Here is a 22,660-nt window from a genome sequence, read left to right as displayed (position 1 = left end):
TGACTCGGGATGATTGCAATACGATGCGGCAGCCGGGATACCCCCGTTTACCTGTGTGCGGTCATAAGCTGCAAAAGCGCACCCGGCCGCAAAGGCAGCCTGTTACTCGGGGTAGCGGACCTCGAGGATATCAAGCGCTTCGACACCCGCCGGGGTGCGCAAAATCACGGTATCGCCTTCGCGTGCCTTGATCAGGGCCCGGGCCACCGGCGACACCCAGCTGATTTTCCCGATCAAGGGCTCGGCCTCATCCACCCCCACAATGGTGACGGTGAATTCCTGGCCCTGACTGTCACTGTAATACACGGTTGCGCCAAAAAAGACCTGGTCGCGATTCGGTTGCAAGGCAGGGTCAACGACTTCAGCAGACTCCAGCCGGCGGGTTAAAAAGCGAATCCGGCGGTCGATCTCGCGCAGACGCTTTTTACCGTAGATGTAATCCCCGTTTTCAGAGCGATCACCATTGGATGCCGCCCAGGAAACCGTTTGCACGACATCGGGGCGCTCGGTGTTGAGCAGATGCGTGAGCTCGGCATTCAGCGCTTTATAACCAGTGACGGTCATATAGTTTTTTGTGCCTGCTGGCAGCGGGCTGGGATCAGGTAGCTGATCCTCGTCGTCGGAGTCTGATTCTTTGACGAAGGCTTTATTCATGGTGCACCTTGCTTAAATCCAATCGTGCCAAACAGGCGTGAGATTGGCCGGGAGATCAGGCATGCGCCCAAGATCCACCCGCCCTGCCCCTGGTGCGTGAAAATCCGAACCACGGGAGGCCTCAAATCCATAGCTTAAAGCAACGCGGGAGTAGTAATCATATTGTGCCGGGCTGTGGCTGCCCGTAATCACTTCGATACCCTGTCCGCCCGCTTCCTTGAAAGCCGAAAACAATGCATCGGCCTGAGCTGGTTTGTAGCGATACCGCCCTGGGTGCGCCAGTACGGCCTTGCCCCCTGCCGCACATATCCATTGAACCGCCTGCGCCAGTGGTACCCATTGCGTGGGCACAAAGGCCCGCTTGCCGTCGCCCAGGTAGCGGTCGAACGCCTGCTGCAGCGTCTTGACGTGACCTTGGTCCAGCAAATGCCGGGCAAAATGTACCCGGCTGATCAGATTGGGGTTGTCCACGTGACTCAATGCGCCTTCCCAGGCATCAGTAATGCCGCAATCAGTCAGAAGCTGCGCAACTTTCCTGGCCCGATCCACTCGTGTTTGGCGGATGCGGGCCAGCCCCTCGGCCAGCACCGGATGCTGCGGATCAATGTTGAGCCCAACAATGTGAATGGTTTTTTCGCAAAAATTGGCTGAAATCTCGACGCCGGGAATAAACCCCATACCCAGTTGACCTGCCGCTTCAGCGGCCTCTGTGAGCCCGCGGGTTTCATCGTGATCAGACAGCGACCACCAATCAACCCCGTTTTGATGTGCACGCGCTGCGACAGCAGCCGGCGGCAGTTCGCCGTCAGACTCAAAGGAGTGACTGTGAAGATCGATGTTTAAGGCCATAAGCAGGAAGGATTGCCTTGCCTGACCATCAGGCAGGAATCAATCTGCCAGCAGAAACTGACGGATTGCGTGGATTTGATCGGGGCTGCGCAAGCTGGGCGCATGGCCCACCCCCTCGAATTGCACCGATTGTGCATGAGGGTTGCGAGCCAGCATATCACGCACAGTATCGGCCCGAAGAATATCCGATTGAGCACCACGCAGCACCAGCACGGGATGAGCAAGGTGATCCCAAGCCTGCCAGAGCAAGTCCTCGGCCGCTACCGTGGCTTCGGGTGTTTGCAAGGCAAAGGGCTGTGCAATGCGCAGATCGTAGTGTTTTACCCACTGCTGGCCGTGCTGCACAAACACATATTGGGTCAGGGCTCCCCAGCCGGCGGCATCGTGCGGCCCAAAGCCTTGCGATACCTGCTGGATGTACTGAACGGCCTGATCAAAAGAGGCAAACCGGATATCCTGCCCAACATACTTACCAATCCTGGCCAGGCCATCGAGATTAAGTGTGGGCCCAATATCATTGAGTACCACCTTGCCCAATGGCAAGTAAGGCGCCTGGCCCGGGCCATAGGCCCCACGATCTGGGCGCAGTTGTGCCGACAGCCCCGTCATACCTGCCAGACCAAGGCCGATCAGACCGCCCATGGACGTCCCCACCCAATCCAGGTGGGCAGGTGCCAGGCGGGCGATCAGGGTGATCATGTCGGCGACATACTGCGGCACGACATAGCTATTGGCATCCAGCAGCCAATCCGAACGGCCGCGGCCGACGACATCGGGGCACACCACGCGGTACTCGGCGCACAGTGCCTGTGCGAGCGGATCGAAATCGCGGCCGGTACGGGTAAGCCCGTGGACGCACAACAGAACCTGATCGTTGTCCGGATCACCCCACTCCCAATAAGCCATGCGATGCAGGCCCGCCGTGCTGGCGCAGGTAACAAATTTGAGACGGGGTTCGACAGACGACATGGCCACCTTGGGTATCAAATGTGCACCGCCTGCCCCAATGCGCGTAGTGCCGCTTCCTGGATGGCTTCGCTTTGGGTGGGATGCGCGTGAATAGTGTGGGCGACGTCTTCCAGGCACGCCCCCATTTCGATCGACTGGGCAAAGGCGGCCGAGAACTCGGAGACACCACGCCCCACCGCCTGCCAGCCAATGATAAGGTGATTATCACGCCGGGCCACCACACGCACAAATCCATCGGGGGATTCGAGCGTCATGGCACGCCCGTTGGCCGCCAGCGGAAACACGCCCTCGACGGTATCCAGCCCATCTGCGGCAGCCTGCTGCGGGGACAAACCCGCCGTGACAACCTCGGGATCGGTGAAACACACGGCAGGAATGGCAGCGGGCATAAACCGGCGAGTGAGGCCGGCAATTTGCTCGGCCACGCATTCGCCCTGGGCCATGGCCCGGTGCGCCAGCATGGGCTCGCCCGTGAGATCACCAATCGCCCAGACGCCGTTCATGGACGTATGGCAGCGGTCATCAATGCGTACCGCCAGGCCGTTCATATCCAGCATCAGGGAACTGAGCCCAAATCCACGGCTGCGGGGCTTGCGCCCCACAGCCACCAGGATCTGCTGGGCCGCCAGAATTTGCTCGGCGCCCTTGGCCGGCTGGACGCGCACGCCCTTGCCGTCTTCTGCCAGGCCTAGTACCTGGGTCTGCAGATGCAGGCCGACGCCCAGGGCTTTAAGCGCCGCATGCACAGGCTTAACAAGTTCGGCATCGTAGGCGGGCAACACACGATCCTGGGCCTCGATGACATCAACCTTGACTCCCAGCTTGCGATAGGCAGTGCCAAGCTCGAGACCTATGTAGCCGCCCCCCACCACAGCCAGAGAGGCCGGCAATGTTTTGGGTGAAAGCGCCTCGGTGGATGAGATGACCGACCCGCCAAACGGCATGAATGGCAGCGCCACAGGCTCAGAGCCTGTGGCCAGCAACAGGTGCTCGCAGCGGATGCGCTGTGGCGCACCCGCCTTGCCCTTGGCAACAGGATCGACATCCACGGTTTTGCCATCGATGATGTGTGCCCAGCCCTGCACCACTGTGACTTTGTTTTTCTTCAGCAGGGCGCCAACGCCGGTTGTGAGCTTTTTGACGATGGCGTCTTTCCAGGCCACGCTGCGCTCGAGATCGAGCGTGGGGCTGGATACCTGGATTCCCAGCGCCGAATGCTTGTCGTATCCCTGCAGGGCATGAAATTTCTCGGCCACGTGGATGAGGGCTTTGGAGGGGATGCAGCCGATGTTCAGGCAGGTGCCGCCAAGAGAGGCTCCCTCGACCAGCACCGTGGGGATACCCAACTGGCCGGCACGGATGGCCGCCACATAACCGCCAGGCCCGCCGCCAATGATCAGCAAAGTGGTATTGATGAGATTGGACATGCTTACTCCACAAACAGAAGCGCCGGGCACTCGAGATAGCGCCGGATGCACTGGATGAATTCGGCGGCATGCATACCGTCGACCACGCGATGATCAAAGGACGAAGACAGGTTCATCAGCTTGCGCGCCACGACTCTGCCTTCCTGAAACACTGGCCGTTCAATTACCCGATTGACGCCGACGATGGCGACTTCGGGGTGATTGATGACAGGTGTGGATACCACGCCGCCCAGTGGCCCCAGGCTGGTGATGGTAATGGTTGAACCGGTTAGTTCGTCGCGCGCGGCCTTGCCCTGGCGGGCGGCTTCGGCCAGGCGGGCAATTTCTGCCGCGCACGACCAGAGATCCAGGGTTTCGGCGTGATGCACCACAGGCACCATCAGGCCGGAGGGCGTTTGCGCGGCAACCCCCAGATGCACCCCGCCATACTGGGTGACAATCCCCGCTTCATCATCAAAGCATGCATTGATCTGCGGAAACTCGCGCAAGGCCAGCACCATGGCCCGGGCCAAAAACGGCAATAAGGTCAGCTTGCCGCGCTCGGTGCTGTAGCGGGTATTCAGCCGCGCACGCAGGGATTCGAGCTCGGTGACATCAATCTCTTCGACATAGGTGAAGTGCGGAATCCGGCGTTTGGACTCTTGCATCTTCTGGGCAATCTTGCGCCGCAGGCCAATGACCGGCACCTCGGTTTCCTGATTGCTGGACTGATATAAGGACCCGGATGTGCGATTGGAGGTGGCATTGCGGTCGCGTGCCAGCCAGGCGTCAAGATCACCCTGGGTAATGCGTCCGGCAGGGCCGGTGCCAGGCACGTACTGCAAGGTAATGCCCAGGTCCCAGGCACGCCGGCGCACTGCCGGGGATGCCAGGGGCCGCTGGCCCTCTGTGCGTGCCGGTGCATGCGAGGAAGCATGCGCCACCTGCGGCCGGGCTGATGCAGCAGGGGCATCTGCTGTTTGATGGGGCTGTGTCGGGCTGGCAGATGGCTGCACCTCGGGTTCAGGGCTTTTGGTTTCTTTGTGTGCAGGGGCAACAGGGGCGGCCGCCACAGCCTTGGAGGCATCAGCAGCGACTGGTGCGCGATTCCGGATGGTGTGCTCGTTGCCCTCGCCTTCTATTTCGAGGCGGATGAGTTCTGAGCCCACGGCCATGGTTTCACCCACTTGTCCACCCAGGGAAACCACCGTGCCATGTACAGGTGACGGCACCTGGACGGTGGCCTTGTCTGTCATGACATCGGCGAGGATCTGGTCTTCGACCACAGCCTCGCCCGGCTGCACATGCCATTCGACGAGTTCGACTTCAGCGATGCCTTCGCCGATATCCGGCATCTTGATGATATGAATACCCATTATGCCTCCCGGAACGCACGTTTGAATGCCTCGGCAACCCGTTTGGGGCCGGGGAAATATGCCCACTCATGAGAGTGCGGATACGGCGTATCCCATCCCGTGATGCGTTCGATCGGGGCTTCAAGATGATAAAAGCAGTGCTCTTGCACCAGTGCGCAGAGCTCGGCACCAAACCCGCTGGTGCGGGTGGCCTCGTGCAAGACCACGCAACGGCCGGTTTTGCGCACCGAGTTCAGGATGGCGTCGAGATCCAGCGGCCAGAGGCTGCGTAAATCAATGATGTCGGCATCAATGCCGGCGTCACGGGCCGCCACCTCGGCCACATAAACCATCGTGCCATAGGTAAGCACGGTGAGTTCGCGGCCCTCGCGATACAGCGCAGCCTTGTCCAGCGGCACGGTGTAATAGCCTTCGGGCACGTTGCCCAAAGGATGCTTGGACCACGGCACCACCGGTTGATCATGATGGCCATCAAACGGCCCGTTATAAAGCCGCTTGGGCTCGAGGAAGATCACCGGGTCATCGTTTTCGATGGAACTGATCAGCAGGCCTTTGGCGTCGTAGGGGTTGGAAGGCATCACCGTACGCAAGCCCGACACGTGGGTAAACAGCGCTTCGGGGCTTTGGCTGTGCGTTTGTCCGCCAAAAATGCCACCCCCGCAGGGCATGCGAATAGTAAGCGGTGAGGTGTAACCACCCGCTGACCGATATCGCAGCCGCGCCGCCTCAGAAAAGATCTGATCGGCAGCCGGATAAAAGTAATCTGCAAACTGGATTTCAACCACGGGGCGAAGCCCATAAGCCCCCATCCCCACGGCAGCGGCCACAATCCCGCTTTCGGAAATGGGTGCATCAAATACCCGCGATTGGCCATACTTGGCCTGCAGGCCTTCGGTGCATCGAAACACGCCGCCAAAATAGCCAACATCCTCGCCAAACACCACCACGTTATCATCGCGCTCAAGCATGATGTCCATGGCGGAGCGCAGGGCCTGAATCATGGTCATCGGACGCGTTTTCATTTTTTCCTGTGCCATCGTCAGACCCCCAGCTCTTGGCGCTGCCGGCGCAGATGCTCTGGCATGTCCTTGTATACATCTTCAAACATCGTGGCCACACTGGATGTGCGCCCTGTGGCTAGCGTGCCGTGGGATTCTGCCTTTTTCTGGGCAGCCACTACTTCGGCCTCGCATGCTTTTTGCGTATCCTGGTGCTCTTGCTCAGACCACATGGCTTGCGCAATCATGTATTGCTTCAGGCGCGTAATGGGGTCTCCCAGTGGATACCGTGACCAATCATCTGCCGGCCGGTATTTGGACGGATCATCCGAGGTGGAGTGCGGCCCAGCGCGGTAGCTGACCCACTCGATGAGGGTTGCGCCATGGTTGTTGCGGGCTCGATCAGCTGCCCAGCGAGATGCTGCGTACACGGCCAGGAAATCGTTGCCATCTACCCGCAGCGATGCGATGTTGGATCCGATGCCTCGTGCGGCCAGGGTGATGCCTTCGCCACCCGCCACCGACTGAAATGTGGAAATCGCCCACTGGTTGTTGATGACATTAAGGATCACCGGTGCCCGGTAGACATGGGCAAACAGCAAGGCCGCCTGGTAATCGGATTCGGCTGTGGCGCCATCACCAATCCAGCCGCAGGCAATACGGGTGTCGCCCTTGATGGCAGACGCCATGGCCCAGCCCACTGCCTGGGGCATCTGCGTGCCCAGATTGCCCGACAGCGTGAAGAACCCTTTTTCGGGCACCGAATACAGCACAGGCAATTGACGGCCCTTGAGCGGATCTTTGTCGTTTGAAAAGATCTGGCACATCATGTCGAACAAAGGGTAATCCTGGGCAATCAGGAGCCCCTGCTGGCGATACGAGGGAAAGTGCATGTCACCCGGCCTCAGGGCCAGCGACTGCCCGATGGCAATGGCCTCTTCACCCAGGCATTGCATGTAAAACGAGGTTTTTTTCTGACGCTGGGCAATCACCATCCGGGCATCAAAAATGCGTGTTTTGATCATCGCCTGCATGCCGCGACGCAAGGTATCCTGATCGGGCGGGTTTTCGGCCCAAGGGCCTTGCGCTTTGCCCTCATCATCCAGCACCCGGATCAAACCCAGTGCGAGGTCGCGGGTATCGTAGGCTAAGGTGTCGATGGGCGGTTTGCGGGCGGCGCCAGCCGGCTGCAGCCGCAGATATGAGAAGTCAGTGGCCTGACCGGGACGCCCCGAGGGTTCGGGGACATAGAACTTGAGTGGTATCTGTGTCATGGTGGCGAAAATCTTGTGGATTTTTCAAGAGCCCAAAAACGGGCTGTTGTCGTCTTTTGGACGGCTGCCGCATCATCGCCGATCCCGCCATACAGCGCAAGACCGCGAAAACCATTACGGGCGCCGTCCATGCCAATATCGACGTGACGACTCCAGAACACTGTACAACGATAGGCCATTGGCGCGCGAGCGCACGTTGACCCCGCCCAGCCAGTCTGTGCGCCAAATCTCCGCACCTGCTGCCTGCCAGCGCTGCAATACAGCGGACGCAGGATGATTGTGACGGTTCCAGCGTCCCACCTGCACAATCAGATGCCTGGCAGCAACCGTATCCACAAACAAGGCGGAGGACGAGGTTCTGGATCCGTGGTGGGCAGCCACCACCACATCCACCGGCGTCAGCCCACGCTGTACCAGTGCGGCTTCGGTGCGCGCTTCGATATCCCCTGTCAGCAACGCGCTGTGATGCCGCCCCCGCACCCGCAGCACACAGCTGCCCGCATTGGCCTGACCCCCCTTGCGCACCAGGCGCTCATCCAGTGGCCATAAAAATTCGAAACTCACGTCATCCACCTGCCAGCGTCCACCAAACAGACACGCGGTTGCGGCCATTGGCAGGACGGCAGGTGCGGCATCCAGGCGGCGCGCCTCGCCACTGAGCCATCGGGGCAAGTCAAAGGAACTGTATGTTTGCTGCACCGGCATGGCCGCCAACACACTGCGTGCGCCTCCTGCATGATCCAGATCTGCATGAGACAGCACCATGACATCCAGCTGCCGGATGCCCAGGGCGCGCAAGACCGGTACCACCGTGCGCTGGCCCTCGTCGGAATCACGTGCATGACGGGCCCCGGCATCAAATAAAAACGCATGCCGGGCGGTCCGGATGATCACGGCACTGCCCTGCCCAACGTCGAGTGCGTAGGCATCCCATTCACCTGGCACAGGCGTGGCGGGCTTCCAGATCATCATCGGCACCAGGCCCAGCCACGCCCAGGGGCGCAGCCGCCATAAGCTGGTGGCGAGCCGTCCCTGGCCGACCAATGAATGTGGCCACAGGGCAAAGGCCGCACCCCCACATGCCAGCACATACCCTCCGACAGGCCCGGCGGCCACTGGCCAGGACGGCAGCGCAGCCAGCCACTCGGTTGGGTGCATCATCAGACTCAGGATGCCGTGGGCAATCTGGGCAAGCCCGGTGACAAGTGGCGCCAGACCGGGCACCAGGGACACGGCAGCCAGTAAAAGAGACAAAGGCGTGACAAGGAGCTCGATCACCGGAATGGCATAAGCATTGGCCAGTGGCGATACCAGCGAGATTTCGTGAAAGACCCATGCCAGTACCGGTGCCAGGGCCAACGTGATTGCCCATTGCAGACGAGCGGCCAGACCAAGCCCGTGCAGAAACCGCTTGAGCCGGCCGGCGGAAACAGGCGCAGCGCCTGGACCCAGTGTGCCCTGCTTGGGGGCCAACCGCGCGCCTACTGCCAACAGTACAGCCACTGCGGCAAAAGACAGCCAGAACCCGCTGGCCAACAGTGCCCAAGGATCCAGGGCGCAGACAACAACGGCCGCAAGCGCCAGCACGCGGGCACCAGACAGGCGTAATTGCAATAACTGTGCCCCCGCCACCACCGCCAACATCATAAAGGTTCGCTGGGCAGGCACACCCCAGCCCGCCAGCAGACAGTACAACCAGGCAAACAGCAAGGCCGCACATGCAGCCGCACGGCGTGCCGGCCAGCGCTCGGCCAGAATCCGCCCGCGCCAGCGTCCTCGCCGCCAGACCCATTGGGTGAGCCACGCGGCTACGCCTGCCAGCATCGTGATGTGTGATCCGGATATAGACACGAGGTGCGATAAACCAGTGCGGTTGAACACTTGCCAATCGGCATCCTCCATGCCGTCCTGGTCGCCGATGGCCAATGCCCGCAGGACAGCACCGTAGCGCAGCCCTTGCAAAAATGGCGCCATGGCCTCGCGGATTTCATGGCGTGCCCTGTCGGCGATGATCCCAACACCTTGCCAGCCATCATCTCTTTGATATTCCGGTACTCCTCGCACCGTGCCCAGGGCCCGGATACCTTGTGCAAAAACATGTGCTTCATAGTCGAATGCTGCGATATTTTGCGCAGCATGAACCGGCCTAAGCACCAATGCCATGCGCCACACCTGCCCTGCCTGAATCACAGGAAACGGTGGCTCTGCAGGGGTGGGCGCGGCATAGGGGCTGCGCCAGCCTGCCGCAGACCAGCTCACCAGCACCCGCCGAGGGACCCCGGGAGGATGGGCCTGCAAGATATCGGCCTCAAAACGGATTTTGTCGGCTTGCAGCCTAGGTAGCCCATGAACACGCAAGATGACGCGCGATACCTTGTCGACATTGCCAGGCGCAAGGTGCTGATCAAGCCGCTGTTGCGCACGATGCACCGTCACTGCCGCCGATACACTGGCCACCAGAATCCACAGGCCCACACGCCACAGCCAACGGCTTGCGCAGCCACGCCTGCGTTGCATCCAACGCTTGCCCAGGGCCAACAAGCCTGCGCCCATGCCACCCATCAGCACAGGCAGCAGTACTCCCGGTAACGTCTGCAATTGATGGACAATCGCGATACCGGCCAGGCCGGCTGCTACTGTCAGCCGACCGATCATGATGGATGTCCTTTGGCAACAAGGTTTGCTACTGACAGCAAAGCCTTGCACAGGGGCTGCACACGCGTATTACGCTACTGCAGCTTGCCAGGACAAATCGAGATCAGCGTGCTGTTTGCAGCACAGCCGACAGACGCGGCAATACCCGAACTGCATTATCTGCGCATCTGGCTACAAGCTGGGAAGCGGGTTCCTCACGCAGCTGTGCCAGGCACTCGGCAATCTTCGCCACTTGGGCAGGCTCATTACGCGGCCGTATAGGCGCGCCTGCAATCCCAAGCCAGGCTGGCGGGATATCCGGCGCATCTGTTTCAAGCACCAGGGCATCACCCGGCAACCGAGCAGCCAGCCGACGGATTTGCAGTGCGCGGTCAAAGGTCATCGCGCCGCCAAACCCCAGCACGAACCCCTGCTGGATGAATTGCTGGGCCTGCTGGAAACTGCCATTGAACGCATGGGCAATCCCACCCACTGTTGGGCGCCTGCGCAAATGCTTGAGCAAAACATCTTGTGAGCGCCGCACATGCAGCAGCACGGGCAGATCGAACTGTACGGCCAGGTCCAGTTGCCGCTGATAAAAGTACTCCTGCCGGGATCGTCCAGATGGCGTGCTGATTTCCGGCACAAAGAAATCCAGGCCAATTTCGCCGATGGCCACCAGATGGGGATCATCGCGCCAGGCCTGCAGACAGTCTTTAAGGCTGTCCAGATCAGCCTCTGTGGCCCGTGCAACAAGCAGCGGATGGATCCCCAGGGCATAGGCCCCGCCAAGCAGTTGCCCTGCCAACTGGCGCACCACCTGGAAGTTGTTTGCGCCCACGGCCGGGATCACGATTGCGCGCACGCCGGCCTGCCGCGACCGGGCAATCACCGCATCACGGTCATCTTCAAACTCTGCGGCATCGAGGTGACAATGGGTGTCAATCAACATGGCAGGTTCGTCCGGAGGGTCAGCTTTCGGCGAGATTCCCCGATTGCATGTGCAATTGGCGATGAGCCAGTGCCGCCAGGGCGGGATCGTGCGTGACAATCACAAACGCGATCCCGAGATCCCGATTGATTTCACGCAGCAGGTCGAACATCTTGTCTGCGGTATGACGGTCGAGGTTGCCGGTGGGTTCGTCGGCCAGTACGCAGGCAGGCTGCGTAACCAGGGCACGCGCCAGCGCCACGCGCTGGCGCTCGCCACCCGACAACTGGCCTGGAAAATGGCTGGCACGGTCTGGCAGACCTACTTGCTGCAACAGGGCTTGCGCCTGCTGGCGAGCCTGGGGCCGACGCATGCCACGCACAATCAGCGGCATCGCCACATTATCCAGGGCGGAGAACTCGGGCAGCAAATGATGAAACTGATACACGAAGCCCAGCGCCCGATTGCGCAACTGGCTGCGGCGGCGTTCGTTCAGGCCGCTGGCAGCCTCGCCGGCAACCCAAAGTTTCCCGGTATCCGCCTGATCCAACAGCCCCAGTACGTGCAACAAGGTACTTTTGCCAGACCCGGAGGCACCAACGATCGCAACCATCTCGTGGGCCTGCACTGTCAAATTGACGTCTCGTAAAACCTCAACGCGGCTGGCACCCTCATCGTAGGTTTTTGCCAGGTTCTCTGCCCGTAAGACGATGCTGGGATCTCGGGTTGAATTAGTCATGACGCAGCACCTGGGCGGGTTGCAGGCGCGACGCACGCCAACTGGGGTATAGCGTTGCCAGCAGAGACAGCACCAATGAGGTCACGCCAATCCAGGTGATGTCGCCAATCTGGGGATTGGAAGGCAACTCGCTGATGAAATAAATTTGCTGTGGAATAAAGTGAATTCCCAGCATGCGCTCAATCCAGGGGACGATGACATCAATGTTGTAGGCAAGCAGTGTGCCCAGAATCACCCCCGCCCCCGTGCCGATTACGCCAATCAGTGCGCCTTGCACCAAAAATATCCGGGCGATCTCACCGGGTGTTGCACCTAGCGTGCGCAGTATGGCGATATCCGACTGCTTGTCCTTGACGGCCATCACCAGAGAAGACAGCAGATTGAAAGCGGCAACCGCCACAATCAGGGCCAGAATCAGGAACATCATGCGTTTCTCGGTTTTGACGGCAGCAAACCAGGTACGGTTGCTTTGCGTCCAGTCTGTGGCGCGCACACCCTGGGGCATGCGCTGCAACACCTGCAGAGCCACCTGGGGCGCCCGCTGCATATCGGCAATACGCAGACGCACACCGCTGACGCCACTGTCACGAAACACGCGGGCCGCATCCTGAACATTGACGAAAGCCAGTGTCGCATCGTATTCGTAGTAACCAGAGGAAAACACCCCGGAGACCGTGAACTGGCGCATGCGCGGCGCAAAGCCTGCCGGAGAAATCGACCCCTGCGGCGCGAGCATCAGCAGCGTATCGCCTACCGCCACCCCTAAAGATTGTGCAATCTGGCTGCCGACAATGACATGATATGAGCCAGGGCTCAGGGAATCCAGTGTGCCGGTTTGCATCTGTTGCGCCAGGTCAGACACCTGGGGCTCAACCGCCGGGTCAATACCCCGCACCTGTACGCCGCTAAGCGACTGCCCGCGCGCCACCATGGCCTGGGCAGCCACAAACGGGGCAGCTCCCCGCACTTCGGGATCGCCCTTGGCGGCCTGCGCCAACTCTTGCCAGTGCTCAAGCACCTGCTGATGATCAACACCCGAAAAATAGAGCTCGATATGCGGTAAAACGGACAGCATGCGATCCCGCACCTGCGTCTGGAAGCCGTTCATCACCGAGAGCACAATAATCAGTGCCGCGACCCCCAGTGCGATACCTGCCATCGAGCTGGCAGCAACAAACGACACAAAGCGGTCGCCCCGACGCCCTTTGCGTCCCGTGCGGGCCAAACCGGCATATCGGGCACCAATCCACCATTCATAGGCCATCTGAACTGCCTTCTGTTCTGTTTAACTCTACAATTCTGCCATGCATATTGTGATCCCCGGGGCCTGGCCCGAACCTGAAGTTGCTGGCGAGCTTGCCGGACATGTAGCCCAGCGCGCGCCCGTACTGGCTGCCTGGATGGCCCACAGCACCACAGCCATTACCCAAAGCCCTGCTGCAGACACCTGGTGCATGCCGCACGAACATTGGTTGCTGAAGGCTTGTAACTTCAACCCAGCTGAAGCAGAGCATATTAGCGCAGGTCTGGGGCCGCTGCGTGGCGCACCGGCAGACAAGGAACCCGTCTGGCTGGCTGAGCTTGTGCATATGGCACCCTCACGTGACGGTGCGGCACTGCTGCCCGCCCGAGTGCTCGATATCACGCCAGAACAATCCCACGCCCTGTGGGAAACCGCAAGGGATTACCTCCAGGAAAGCGGCCTTGAGCTCGAGGCCTTGACGACGGACACCTGGCGCGTGCGCTGGCCTCAAGCCGTTACGCTGCCGTGTGCCAGCCCTGCGCTTGTGGCCACCAGTGCCGTCAACGACTGGTGGCCTCAAGAAGCTGCTGCACGGCCATGGCGGCAATTGGCAAACACCTTGCAGATGGCTTGGTACGAGCACCCTGCCAATCAGGCCAGAGCGGCACTGGGGCAAGCGCCGGTCAACAGCCTCTGGTTGTACGGCGGCGCCGGCCAGTCGCAATTGGGCCGCACCCCACCCAACGATATCCAGACTGATTTCTCGCTATATGACCTGGCCATCTCGCAGCAGTGGGGCGAGTGGATTGAGGCGCTGGCGCGCCTGGATCAGCAGCTGTTCACACAACTGACCACGCAACCGGCCTCTCTGATCCTGAGCGGACGTAACCGTTATGTAGAACTCAGTGCACACACTGGCTGGTTTGCCCGCTGGCGCACACAAGACTGGAGGCGCTGGTGGTGCAGCCGCTGATTCGCCCGAGGCACAGCAACCGGCAACGCACCGAAGCCCTGACTCAACAAGGGGTGCACCCACTGCTTGCCCGTTTGTGGGGCGCGCGCGGCTTGGCCGCATTGGCCCCCACAGAGTGGGCCGGGCTGATTCCGCCGTCGCACCTGAGCCACGTGCAAGAGGCAGCTCAGCTGCTGGCAGACGCCATCAGCAGCCGCAAAAAACTGCTGATCGTGGCCGACTACGACTGCGACGGCGCAACCGCCTGTGCCGTGGCAGTGCGTGGTCTGCGGGCGATGGATGCAGATGTTGATTTTTTAGTGCCCAACCGGTTTGAAACTGGCTATGGGCTGTCGCCCGCAGTGGTGCAGCTTGCCTGCAAGCATGCAGCCGGCAAGCCCGATTTGCTGATTACTGTAGACAACGGCATTGCCAGTATCGAAGGGGTAGCCGCTGCACGACAAGCCGGCATGGAGGTGATCGTCACCGATCATCATCTGCCCGGAGACACGTTGCCTGAGGCCCTGGCAATCGTAAACCCCAACCAGCCTGGCTGCGGCTTTCCATCCAAGCACCTGGCCGGCGTGGGCGTGATCTTCTATGTGATGCTGGCCTTGCGCGCCGTACTACGCGAGCGCAACCTATTGCCCGCACAAGGCGGGCCGCGTCTGGATGCCTTAAGCGATCTGGTGGCTCTAGGAACCGTGGCTGATGTCGTGCGTCTGGATGCCAACAACCGGCTTCTAATCACGCAAGGCCTGAAGCGCATCCGCCAGGGCCGGATGCATGCCGGTGTGGCCGCCTTATTCGAGATTGCCGGACGCAATCCAGGAGAGGCATCCACAGCGGATCTCGGATTTGCGCTGGGCCCGCGGATCAATGCGGCAGGCCGAATGGCCGACATGAGCCTTGGCATTCATTGTCTGCTTGAGGACAACCCCCAGCGGGCACTTGAGCTTGCCCGAGCGCTGGACGAGGTGAACCGCCAGCGCCGCAGCCGTGAAACAGAAATGCGTGATCAAGCGCTGGCCCATCTGGACGCCCAACCCGGCACATTGTCAGCCAGCATTTGCGTCTGGCAGCCCGGCTGGCACCCAGGAGTCATTGGCCTGGTGGCATCCCGCCTGAAAGAAACCTACTGGCGCCCCGCCCTGGCGTTTGCGCCAGATGAATCCGACACACTGCGGGGTTCTGGCCGATCCATCCCCGAAGTTCATCTGCGCGATGCCCTGGATCTGGTCAGCAAACGCTTGCCGGGTGCGATTATCCAGTTTGGAGGCCATGCCATGGCCGCCGGTCTCACCCTGCATGCACCTGCCTTCAAGGATTTTTCTGTGCAGTTTGATGACGCGGTGCGCACGCTAAGCGGCCGTGAGTCATTTGAACCCTGTCTGGAAACAGACGGCTCGCTGGAGCCTGGCTTCGTCAGTACCGAAACAGCGCGTCTGCTGGCCGATCAGGTGTGGGGCGCAGGGTTTCCTCCCCCACTGTTCCAGGACCGATTTCGGGTGGTTCATCAGCGGCTGCTGAAAGAACAGCACCTGAAGGTCTATCTCGAGCGCGACGGGAAGCGAATCGATGGCATCTGGTTTAATCATGCGCAATTGCTGCCCGAAGAAGTCGAGATTGTCTACCGGCTGGAATCCAACACCTGGGGCGGCCAGACGACGGTTCAGTTGCTGATCGAATACGCTCAGGCGGCGTAAAAACCACACCTGTCCAGCAAACCGATGACAGCCGCTGCAGGCCTTGCGATCTCAAGCAGCGGCAGGTTTGCGCGAAGACAGCACAATCCCGCCAATAATCAGTGCAAACGCCAGCACGTGAAACAGCTGCGGTGATTCGCCCAACACCACCAAAGAAAGCAATGCGGCAATCAGAGGCGTCAGGTTATTGAAAAACCCCGCCAGGGTTGGCCCAACCCGTTGTACGCCTGCTCCCCAGCAGCGAAACGCAATCACGGCCGGGCCGACCGCAACAAACAGCACAGTCAGTGCCAACGGCCAGCCCCAACTGATCCGCCAATCGGTGATCTGCCACTCGATGGCTGCAAACACGCCCGACCACACTACGCCATACAGCACCTGCCCCAACAAAAACCCTGCCCAGTGTGCCCGCACAGGAGAGTCAGCCGGCACCCCCGCAAGCTGCCAGCTATAAAACGCCCAGATAATGGTAGCCAGAACCATGATCAGGTCTCCTGCCACAAAATGCAGCGCCAGCAGCTGCTGCCAGTCGCCATGCGAGAGCACAATGGCAACCCCTGCCAAAGACAGAATTGCACCCAGTATCTGGCCCACTTGAATCGGTACACCGTGAAACACGCGCCCCACAATCATCATCCATACCGGGATGCTGGCAGTGACCAGCGTGACATTTAACGGCGTGGAGGTATGCAGCGCCAGATATTGCAGCGAGTTATACAGGCCGATTCCCAATAGCCCCAATATGGCGTAGCGGCGCCACTGCTGCCAGATGGCACTGCCACGAGCCAAAACCCGATACCCCATGGGCAACAAAATCAGCAAGGCGAATGTCCAGCGCAGAAAATTGAGCGTCAATGGCGGGACAAGATCCACCACGGCCCGTCCCACCACTGCATTGCCGGCCCACAGGGTGGGAGGAACCAGAAGCAGTGCTATCGTGCCGGGGCTTAATCTGTCATTCATCTGTCAATCACCTGCATATATTTTGCTGAATTCTAACCCCCACTAAAATTGTTGACATAATATACGCGCAACCCTTATCATAAGGGCTTGTTTCATCAGCGGTTTTCAGTCATTGCCGGCATGCTGGCTGCCTTGGTGGATACCATTTATCCACTGCCTCTCTGGGGTTTCAGGCCCCTGTCCAGGTTCTGATCGTCTGCATATCTTTATTTTCGCGTCCATCGATGCGAAACCTGCTGCATGTGCAACGCTGATGCATTAATCAATTCACGGAGAATACATGGCCAAAGAAGAACTACTCGAAATGCACGGATCCGTCACCGAGGTGTTGCCCGATTCACGCTTCCGCGTCACGCTGGACAATGGGCACCCAGTTATCGCCTACACCGGCGGCAAAATGCGCAAGCACCATATCCGCATCCTTGCCGGCGACCAAGTCACCCTCGAGATGTCGCCCTACGACCTCACCAAAGGGCGCATTACGTTTCGCCATCTCAATCGTGCACCAGGCTCCGCCCCTGTGCAACGTCGTCGCCACTGATTTTCAGGTGCCCACCCGCTGGGCGACACCATTTGCCTTAGTGGCAATCCGGTACGGCCTGATCCAGATACACTTCAAAGGCGATGGTTTTCGCCTGCTCTTCGCCCAACTGCGTCAGGCTTTTGGCAGAAAATGCCTGCTGCAGGGTACCCCGGGCTGAGGTGGACAGATCTGCCCTCACCAATTGCGTCAGATAGGCTTTACGGTACGGGGCCAGCTGTGCCGAAAACTTGCGCCACTCTGGATATGTCAGCAATTGGCGCAGAAACCCCTCATCCTGTACGGCAGCATCGCACTGCCCGGTACGTAAGGCCAGCAAAGCATCTGTGGCCGAGGCATATACCTGCTCGATGGCACCCAGCCGTGCATTGAGCTCTCCTACATAGCGGCCGTCGGCACTCAGGCACACTGTGCGTCCGGCAAGCGATACCCAGTCATGAATATCAGTATCGGTTCGCATGATCGCCATCGGACTGACCGACCACGCGACCGTTTGTTTGAGCACCTGCGGCGAGACCTGACTGTCTTCGGGCAAAACCCCCACCCACGCATCCAGTTGTCCATCCTGCAATTGCGCCAGTGCCTGATCGGCTGCGATCGCCTGCATGGGAGCAGATCCCTCCCACTTGGCACCCGCCAGCACTTCGATACGCACAGGCGTACGAGGTTTAGCCCCCGGTACCGGCGCCTCGGGAACGTTTTCTATACCCAGGCGCCAACCATCATGGGCAGGCCCGGCAAGAGCCGAATTGGCAGCCAGAACCAGTGCCGGGCCCACGATAAGCACCCAAGTGGTACGTAACAGCAGGCTGAGCGCACGCAGCCCTTGAGCATTAGACATATTGATACCGCAACACACGGCGCTTGATGTTTTCAAGAATGACCTGATCAATCAGGGTGGCCAGAATTGCAATCGTAAGAATATTGGCCATCACGCCGATCATGTCGGCTGTCTCACCTGCGTATGCCAGAGAGCGGCCCAGCCCCTGACCAAAACCAATCAGCATTTCCGCTGAAATCAAGGCACGCCAAGCGTTACCAAACGCCAATTGGGCCCCGGTAATAAGGGCGGGCATCACAGCCGGCAGATAAACCCGGCGCACCATATCCCAGGGGCTGGCGCCCATCACCCGCGCGGCAGACACATGAGTCTGCAAAACACTTTCGGTGGCATTCATCACCGATAAGGCTGCCGGGAAAAATGCTGCCAGCGCAATCACTACAATAATGGGTACGTTGCCAAACCCCATCAAAATCAAAAACAGCGGTACCCAGGCAATGGATGGGATCGACTGCAAAATAATGATGGCAGACTTAAGCACCTCGCGGAAAAACAACAGCAACCCGCCCGCCAGGCCAAAGCCGATACCGAACAGCAGCGCGAAACCATAGCCAATACCCAAGCGCCCCATGCTGCCCGCCAAAATGGCACGAAACTCTGCCGTTTGAAGATCATGCCAGACGCGTTCAAGCACACTGGGCACTCCAGGCATCAGAAAATCTGGCAGTGTCCAGGCAGCACTTTGCCAGATCAACAAGATGGCAGCAATCGCCACGCCCATCGCCAGTTTGCGGCCTGCAGAAGAAACCTGTCTTTTTTTGCTCATACTCAAGAATTTATGGCCGGACAAACCCGGCCACTAAAAATAAGGAATGGGTGCGATTATCGCACCCATAGACATACGACACTAAGCCGGCGTCTTACAGCTTGCGATCATGCTGCCAGTTGAGATCGACAATCGCACTCACATCGTAAGGCTGTCCATCCTTGGTCTTGAGCGAACCACGCGCTTGCATGATATCTGCGACTTCCTGCATGCGGCTCAAATCCTTGGCTGTCAGGGCCGGGCTGAAGGTTTGCGTCTGGATGGCCTTGCTGATCACTTGTTCACGCGGGATCTCCCCGTTGTTCAGTGTCTTGAGGGTGGGTTCGGCGATAAAGTAGCCGGCAATCAGCTTGGCTGCTTCATCGGGCTTGTTTTGCAGCAGCTCGATGGCTTCACGCTGTGCATCCAGAGACTTCCAGACCAGGTCTTTTTTGTTCTTGAGCGTATCACCCGAAGTGATGGTGACCATGCAGGGGAATGGCCAGACTTCGCCAATCTCGTAGATCTGCTTGACCGGGGCGATCAGTTGCGCAATGCTGGCCTGAGGCTCGAACAAAAAGGCTGCATCTACCCGTTTACCCACCAGAGACTGTACAGCCACCTGTGGGCTGACACCCATGACGGATACATCGCCGGCTTGCAGGCCGGCGTTTTTCAGTACGACACCACGCAACACGGTATCCGCTGTGCTGCCCTCTTTTTGAGATGCCAGCGTGTGGCCTTTGAGGTCGGCTACCGTATTGATGCCTGCGTCGTCACGCACGACCAGCGCGTGATATCCACGCTGCGCCCCGGCAACCACTTTAAGATCGGCGCCACGAGACGACCAGGAGGCCGCATTGGTGAAACCCAGCACGCCGGTATCCAGTTGGCCACCGACAATGGCCTTGATCAGATCAGTACCAGACTTGAACTCAACCAGTTGCACATCCAGGCCGTGCTTGGCATAAAACTGACCCTCATAGGCGGTAATCGCCTGAGCATCATCCATGACACGGATATAGCCTACCTTGAAGGGCTCGGCGGCCAGCACCTGTGTTGCCAGTGTCAGGGCGGCAAGCGCTGGAATTAATACACGGCTGAATTTCATGCTGCAATTTCCTCAGTAACAGGGTGAGAAGGTGATTCTTCGGGATCGGTGGTCATTCCCAGCAGGGACAGAATTTCGCGCCGCATGGCAGCAAAACCGGACAAGTCATGTGTCTTGTCATGAGCAGAAAGGTGGAATTCCTTTAAAAGCCTGGACGGACGCGAGCTGAACACCAGAATGCGATCCGCCAGGAACAAAGCCTCATCCACATCATGCGTGACCAGCAATACAGTAGGCTTGGTTTCAAGGATCAGCGTACGCAAGGCATCTTGCAGGGTCATGCGCGTCAGCGCATCCAGCGCCCCAAAGGGCTCGTCCAGCAGCAGTACCTCGGGATGGCTGATAAATGCCCGGGCCAACGCGCAACGCTGGCGCATCCCCCCCGACACCTGGTGCGGGAAGTAGTGTTCGAAACCTTTGAGGCGAACCTTGTCCAACCAGACAAACGCCTGCTGACGCGCCTGGGATTTGGGTATTTTTTGCAGCTCAAGCGCCATGGCCACGTTTTGTGCCAGAGTCAGCCAGGGAAACAGCGCGTTTTCCTGAAACATCAGCATGCGACTGGGATCAGGGCGCTGGATAGGCACACCATCAGCAAGGACTTCTCCGGCACTGGGCTTCTCAAGGCCCGCGGCCAAATGCAGCAAGGTGGATTTGCCACATCCTGACGGCCCTACCAGTGCGACAAGCTCACCTGGCTGGATATTGCTGTCAAAGCGATCCACAACCCGCAGATCACCAAACTGTTTTTCTACTTGCTGAAAGGATAGATTCATAATGACATCGGGACGGTCAAGTTTGGCTGGACAAACCTGCGCCCTTTAATAGACAGGATGTCGCTACTTTAGCGGCCTGTCTACATAAACAACAACAACAAATTATTGATTTCAACATAACATCTGGTTATATAAGTTTCACTCGTACATGCTCCATGGACGCGCTACCATGGGCCTAGCATAATCAGGAGCCCGTCATGCCGCGCCCTTCAGAGTTCGATCCTCTTGCCCTGTTACTCGCGGGCCACAAGCAAACACGCCAGCAACTTGGCGTTTTAGGCAGTGCCAATGGCGCTCAAGTCATTACCTGGTTTGATCACACAGCATCACAGCAACGAGAAATCCTCGAATCGGGCGTGTTCCCTGCCCTGATCGAATCCATGGCCGGATCCGATGCTGTCTGCCTGAAAGGCATGACTCGCGGCTTGACTGAGCAAAGCCATGTACTGGCCCACCAATGGCCGGCTATACGACAAGCCCTACAGACGCCTGGTCAGAACAGTGAGGCCACTCAGCGCTGGATACAGGACTACCTGACATACCTGCAATGCGCCGATGAGGATCTACTGCCGATGGCCCAGCGCCTGCTGGACGACGCTGCCCTACAGGATATCGAGGCGCGATACACCCAGGCATTCGCGCAAAGTTAAGGGTTTTCTCTCCCTGCCGGGCAAAGTCAAAGTGCAGGTATCCTCTAAGCTGATTTAGTACGGCCGCAGCATCTGCGGCCGTTTCTCGTATCCTGAAGGAGTTCTCCATGCTGAGAAACTGGCTGGAACATCTCGAGGAAGGCCTGATTGCCTTTCTGCTGGCGGCAATGACGATCATTACCTTTGTTCAGGTCATCGCCCGCTACGTTTTCAATTACAGCTTTGTCTGGGCGCTCGAGCTCACCATGTATTGCTTTGGTGCACTCATTTTCCTGGGCATGGCCTACGGCGTGCGCGTGGGGGCCCACATCGGCGTGGATGCCTTCATCCGGATGTTGCCAGCGCGTGCCGCCAACCGCCTGGCCATACTCAGCACCTTGCTGTGCATGGCGTACGCCGCCATCGTCCTGTATGGCAGCTGGATCTATGTCAGCAAAATCCACATGATCGGCATCATGGCCCAGGATCTGCCTATCGCGCAGTGGATCCCACGCCTGGTGCTGCCCATCGGCTTTATCCTGCTGATCTACCGCTTTGGTGAGGTGCTCTGGCACCTGGTCAGAGGCGACCAGGCATCGCTGTTGGGCGACGAAGTCGCTGACGCCATGAAATACCGTAGTGACGAGCCCGAAGGGGATGCCAAATGACCACAATCATCCTCTTTATCCTGCTGTTTACCTTCATGTTCATGGGCATGCCCGTGGCCGTGGCCCTGGGGCTGTCCTCGCTGCTCACGATCCTGGGCTTTGGGCACGATTCCCTGGCCTCGCTCTCGCTCAAGCTCTACGAGACCTCCGAGCACTTCACCCTGATGGCCATCCCGTTCTTTATTCTCGCGGGCGCCTTCATGACTACCGGTGGGGTGGCCAAGCGCATGATCCGCTTTGCCATCGCCTCGGTGGGCCACCTGCACGGGGGCCTGGCCATTGCTTCGGTCATGGCCTGCGTGCTGTTTGCCGCAGTCTCGGGCTCGTCGCCAGCCACCGTGGTGGCAGTGGGCTCGATCGTGATTGCCGGGATGGTGCGTGCGGGCTACAGCCAGTCATTTGCCGCCGGAGTGATCTGTAACGCCGGTACCCTGGGTATCCTGATTCCGCCCTCTATCGTGCTGGTGGTCTACGGGGCAGTCACCGAAACTTCGGTGGGCGCCTTGTTCATGGCCGGCGTCGTGCCAGGCTTGTTGCTGGGCCTGGTGCTGATGGTGGCCATCTATGTGATTGCCCGTATGCGCGGCATGCCCCGCCAGCCACGCGCCAGCATGGCCGAGGTCGTCACCGCAGCGCGCGACTCCATCTGGGGGCT

22 protein-coding genes are annotated in these 22,660 nt (G+C 59.4%); 6 read left to right on the top strand and 16 right to left on the bottom strand.

Features of this window, described 5'->3' with window-relative positions; translation table 11 throughout:
* Positions 1-102 precede the first annotated feature (102 nt).
* The 11 genes from greB to ABS758_RS11425 all read right to left on the bottom strand — a co-directional run bounded on the left by greB (position 103) and on the right by ABS758_RS11425 (position 13,094).
* The gene (greB, locus tag ABS758_RS11475) at positions 103-654 is read right to left on the bottom strand and encodes a transcription elongation factor GreB (protein WP_350383015.1); all 552 of its coding nucleotides are present in this window, start codon (positions 652-654) and stop codon (positions 103-105) included.
* 12 nt (positions 655-666) lie between these two features.
* Positions 667-1,503: a PHP domain-containing protein gene (locus tag ABS758_RS11470; RefSeq protein ID WP_350383017.1), complete on the bottom strand. Its 837-nt coding sequence runs from the start codon at positions 1,501-1,503 to the stop codon at positions 667-669.
* 39 nt (positions 1,504-1,542) lie between these two features.
* On the bottom strand, positions 1,543-2,472 hold the full coding sequence (locus tag ABS758_RS11465) for an alpha/beta fold hydrolase (RefSeq protein ID WP_350383020.1): 930 nt from the start codon (positions 2,470-2,472) through the stop codon (positions 1,543-1,545).
* A gap of 14 nt (positions 2,473-2,486) precedes the next feature.
* On the bottom strand, positions 2,487-3,899 hold the full coding sequence (gene lpdA, locus ABS758_RS11460; protein WP_350383022.1) for a dihydrolipoyl dehydrogenase: 1,413 nt from the start codon (positions 3,897-3,899) through the stop codon (positions 2,487-2,489).
* A gap of 2 nt (positions 3,900-3,901) precedes the next feature.
* On the bottom strand, positions 3,902-5,254 hold the full coding sequence (locus ABS758_RS11455; RefSeq protein ID WP_350383025.1) for a dihydrolipoamide acetyltransferase family protein: 1,353 nt from the start codon (positions 5,252-5,254) through the stop codon (positions 3,902-3,904).
* A complete protein-coding gene (locus ABS758_RS11450; protein WP_492304507.1) occupies positions 5,254-6,276 on the bottom strand; it encodes an alpha-ketoacid dehydrogenase subunit beta in 1,023 nt (340 codons plus the stop codon). The genes ABS758_RS11455 and ABS758_RS11450 overlap by 1 nt, the downstream gene beginning before the upstream one ends.
* Before the next feature lie 17 nt (positions 6,277-6,293).
* A complete protein-coding gene (locus tag ABS758_RS11445) occupies positions 6,294-7,526 on the bottom strand; it encodes a 3-methyl-2-oxobutanoate dehydrogenase (2-methylpropanoyl-transferring) subunit alpha (protein WP_350383029.1) in 1,233 nt (410 codons plus the stop codon).
* Positions 7,527-7,640: 114 nt separating this feature from the next.
* Complete coding sequence (locus ABS758_RS11440; protein ID WP_350383032.1) at positions 7,641-10,181, bottom strand: DNA internalization-related competence protein ComEC/Rec2; 2,541 nt, start codon at positions 10,179-10,181, stop codon at positions 7,641-7,643.
* Positions 10,182-10,284: 103 nt separating this feature from the next.
* Entirely contained in the window at positions 10,285-11,112 is an 828-nt protein-coding gene (locus ABS758_RS11435) for a TatD family hydrolase (protein ID WP_350383035.1), read from the bottom strand.
* Between the two features lie 19 nt (positions 11,113-11,131).
* Positions 11,132-11,830, bottom strand: coding sequence for an ABC transporter ATP-binding protein (locus ABS758_RS11430; protein WP_350383037.1), 699 nt, complete (start codon positions 11,828-11,830; stop codon positions 11,132-11,134).
* Entirely contained in the window at positions 11,823-13,094 is a 1,272-nt protein-coding gene (locus ABS758_RS11425) for a lipoprotein-releasing ABC transporter permease subunit (protein ID WP_350383040.1), read from the bottom strand. Before ABS758_RS11425 ends, ABS758_RS11430 begins: the two co-directional genes overlap by 8 nt.
* 40 nt (positions 13,095-13,134) lie before the next feature.
* Here ABS758_RS11425 and ABS758_RS11420 point away from each other — a divergent pair, with 40 nt between their 5' ends.
* Both ABS758_RS11420 and recJ read left to right on the top strand, forming a co-directional pair.
* Entirely contained in the window at positions 13,135-14,046 is a 912-nt protein-coding gene (locus ABS758_RS11420) for a hypothetical protein (RefSeq protein WP_350383042.1), read from the top strand.
* Positions 14,031-15,731 carry a single-stranded-DNA-specific exonuclease RecJ gene (recJ, locus tag ABS758_RS11415; RefSeq protein WP_417276728.1) on the top strand — a complete coding sequence of 567 codons (1,701 nt, stop codon included), beginning with the start codon at positions 14,031-14,033 and terminating at the stop codon, positions 15,729-15,731. Before ABS758_RS11420 ends, recJ begins: the two co-directional genes overlap by 16 nt.
* A gap of 51 nt (positions 15,732-15,782) precedes the next feature.
* On the opposite strand, the gene ABS758_RS11410 is transcribed toward recJ, so the two are convergent.
* Positions 15,783-16,694, bottom strand: coding sequence for a DMT family transporter (locus tag ABS758_RS11410; RefSeq protein ID WP_350383045.1), 912 nt, complete (start codon positions 16,692-16,694; stop codon positions 15,783-15,785).
* 280 nt (positions 16,695-16,974) lie between these two features.
* On the opposite strand from ABS758_RS11410, the gene infA reads away from it, so the two are divergent.
* The gene (infA, locus tag ABS758_RS11405) at positions 16,975-17,235 is read left to right on the top strand and encodes a translation initiation factor IF-1 (protein WP_350383048.1); all 261 of its coding nucleotides are present in this window, start codon (positions 16,975-16,977) and stop codon (positions 17,233-17,235) included.
* A 37-nt stretch (positions 17,236-17,272) separates the two neighbouring features.
* Here infA and ABS758_RS11400 read toward each other — a convergent pair whose 3' ends face one another.
* From ABS758_RS11400 to ABS758_RS11385, 4 genes are all read right to left on the bottom strand, one after another.
* Positions 17,273-18,076, bottom strand: coding sequence for a type 2 periplasmic-binding domain-containing protein (locus ABS758_RS11400; protein WP_350383050.1), 804 nt, complete (start codon positions 18,074-18,076; stop codon positions 17,273-17,275).
* The gene (locus ABS758_RS11395) at positions 18,069-18,797 is read right to left on the bottom strand and encodes an ABC transporter permease (protein ID WP_417251210.1); all 729 of its coding nucleotides are present in this window, start codon (positions 18,795-18,797) and stop codon (positions 18,069-18,071) included. Before ABS758_RS11395 ends, ABS758_RS11400 begins: the two co-directional genes overlap by 8 nt.
* Positions 18,798-18,936: 139 nt before the next feature.
* Positions 18,937-19,932, bottom strand: coding sequence for an ABC transporter substrate-binding protein (locus ABS758_RS11390; protein WP_350383052.1), 996 nt, complete (start codon positions 19,930-19,932; stop codon positions 18,937-18,939).
* Positions 19,929-20,708, bottom strand: a complete 780-nt coding sequence (locus ABS758_RS11385) for an ABC transporter ATP-binding protein (RefSeq protein ID WP_350383053.1) — start codon at positions 20,706-20,708, stop codon at positions 19,929-19,931. Before ABS758_RS11385 ends, ABS758_RS11390 begins: the two co-directional genes overlap by 4 nt.
* 197 nt (positions 20,709-20,905) lie before the next feature.
* On the opposite strand from ABS758_RS11385, the gene ABS758_RS11380 reads away from it, so the two are divergent.
* From ABS758_RS11380 to ABS758_RS11370, 3 genes are all read left to right on the top strand, one after another.
* On the top strand, positions 20,906-21,358 hold the full coding sequence (locus ABS758_RS11380) for a hemerythrin domain-containing protein (RefSeq protein WP_350383055.1): 453 nt from the start codon (positions 20,906-20,908) through the stop codon (positions 21,356-21,358).
* 107 nt (positions 21,359-21,465) lie between these two features.
* A complete protein-coding gene (locus tag ABS758_RS11375; protein ID WP_350383056.1) occupies positions 21,466-22,005 on the top strand; it encodes a TRAP transporter small permease in 540 nt (179 codons plus the stop codon).
* Positions 22,002-22,660, top strand: a 659-nt coding sequence (locus tag ABS758_RS11370) for a TRAP transporter large permease subunit (RefSeq protein ID WP_350383057.1), incomplete at its 3' end; no start/stop codon positions are given. The genes ABS758_RS11375 and ABS758_RS11370, both read left to right, overlap by 4 nt.

Source organism: Castellaniella sp. FW104-7C03, assembly GCF_040276085.1.
Classification (GTDB): Bacteria; Pseudomonadota; Gammaproteobacteria; order Burkholderiales; family Burkholderiaceae_B; genus Castellaniella.
Note: the sequence above shows the minus strand (reverse complement) of the source record. Positions and strands in the feature narration are given on the sequence as shown.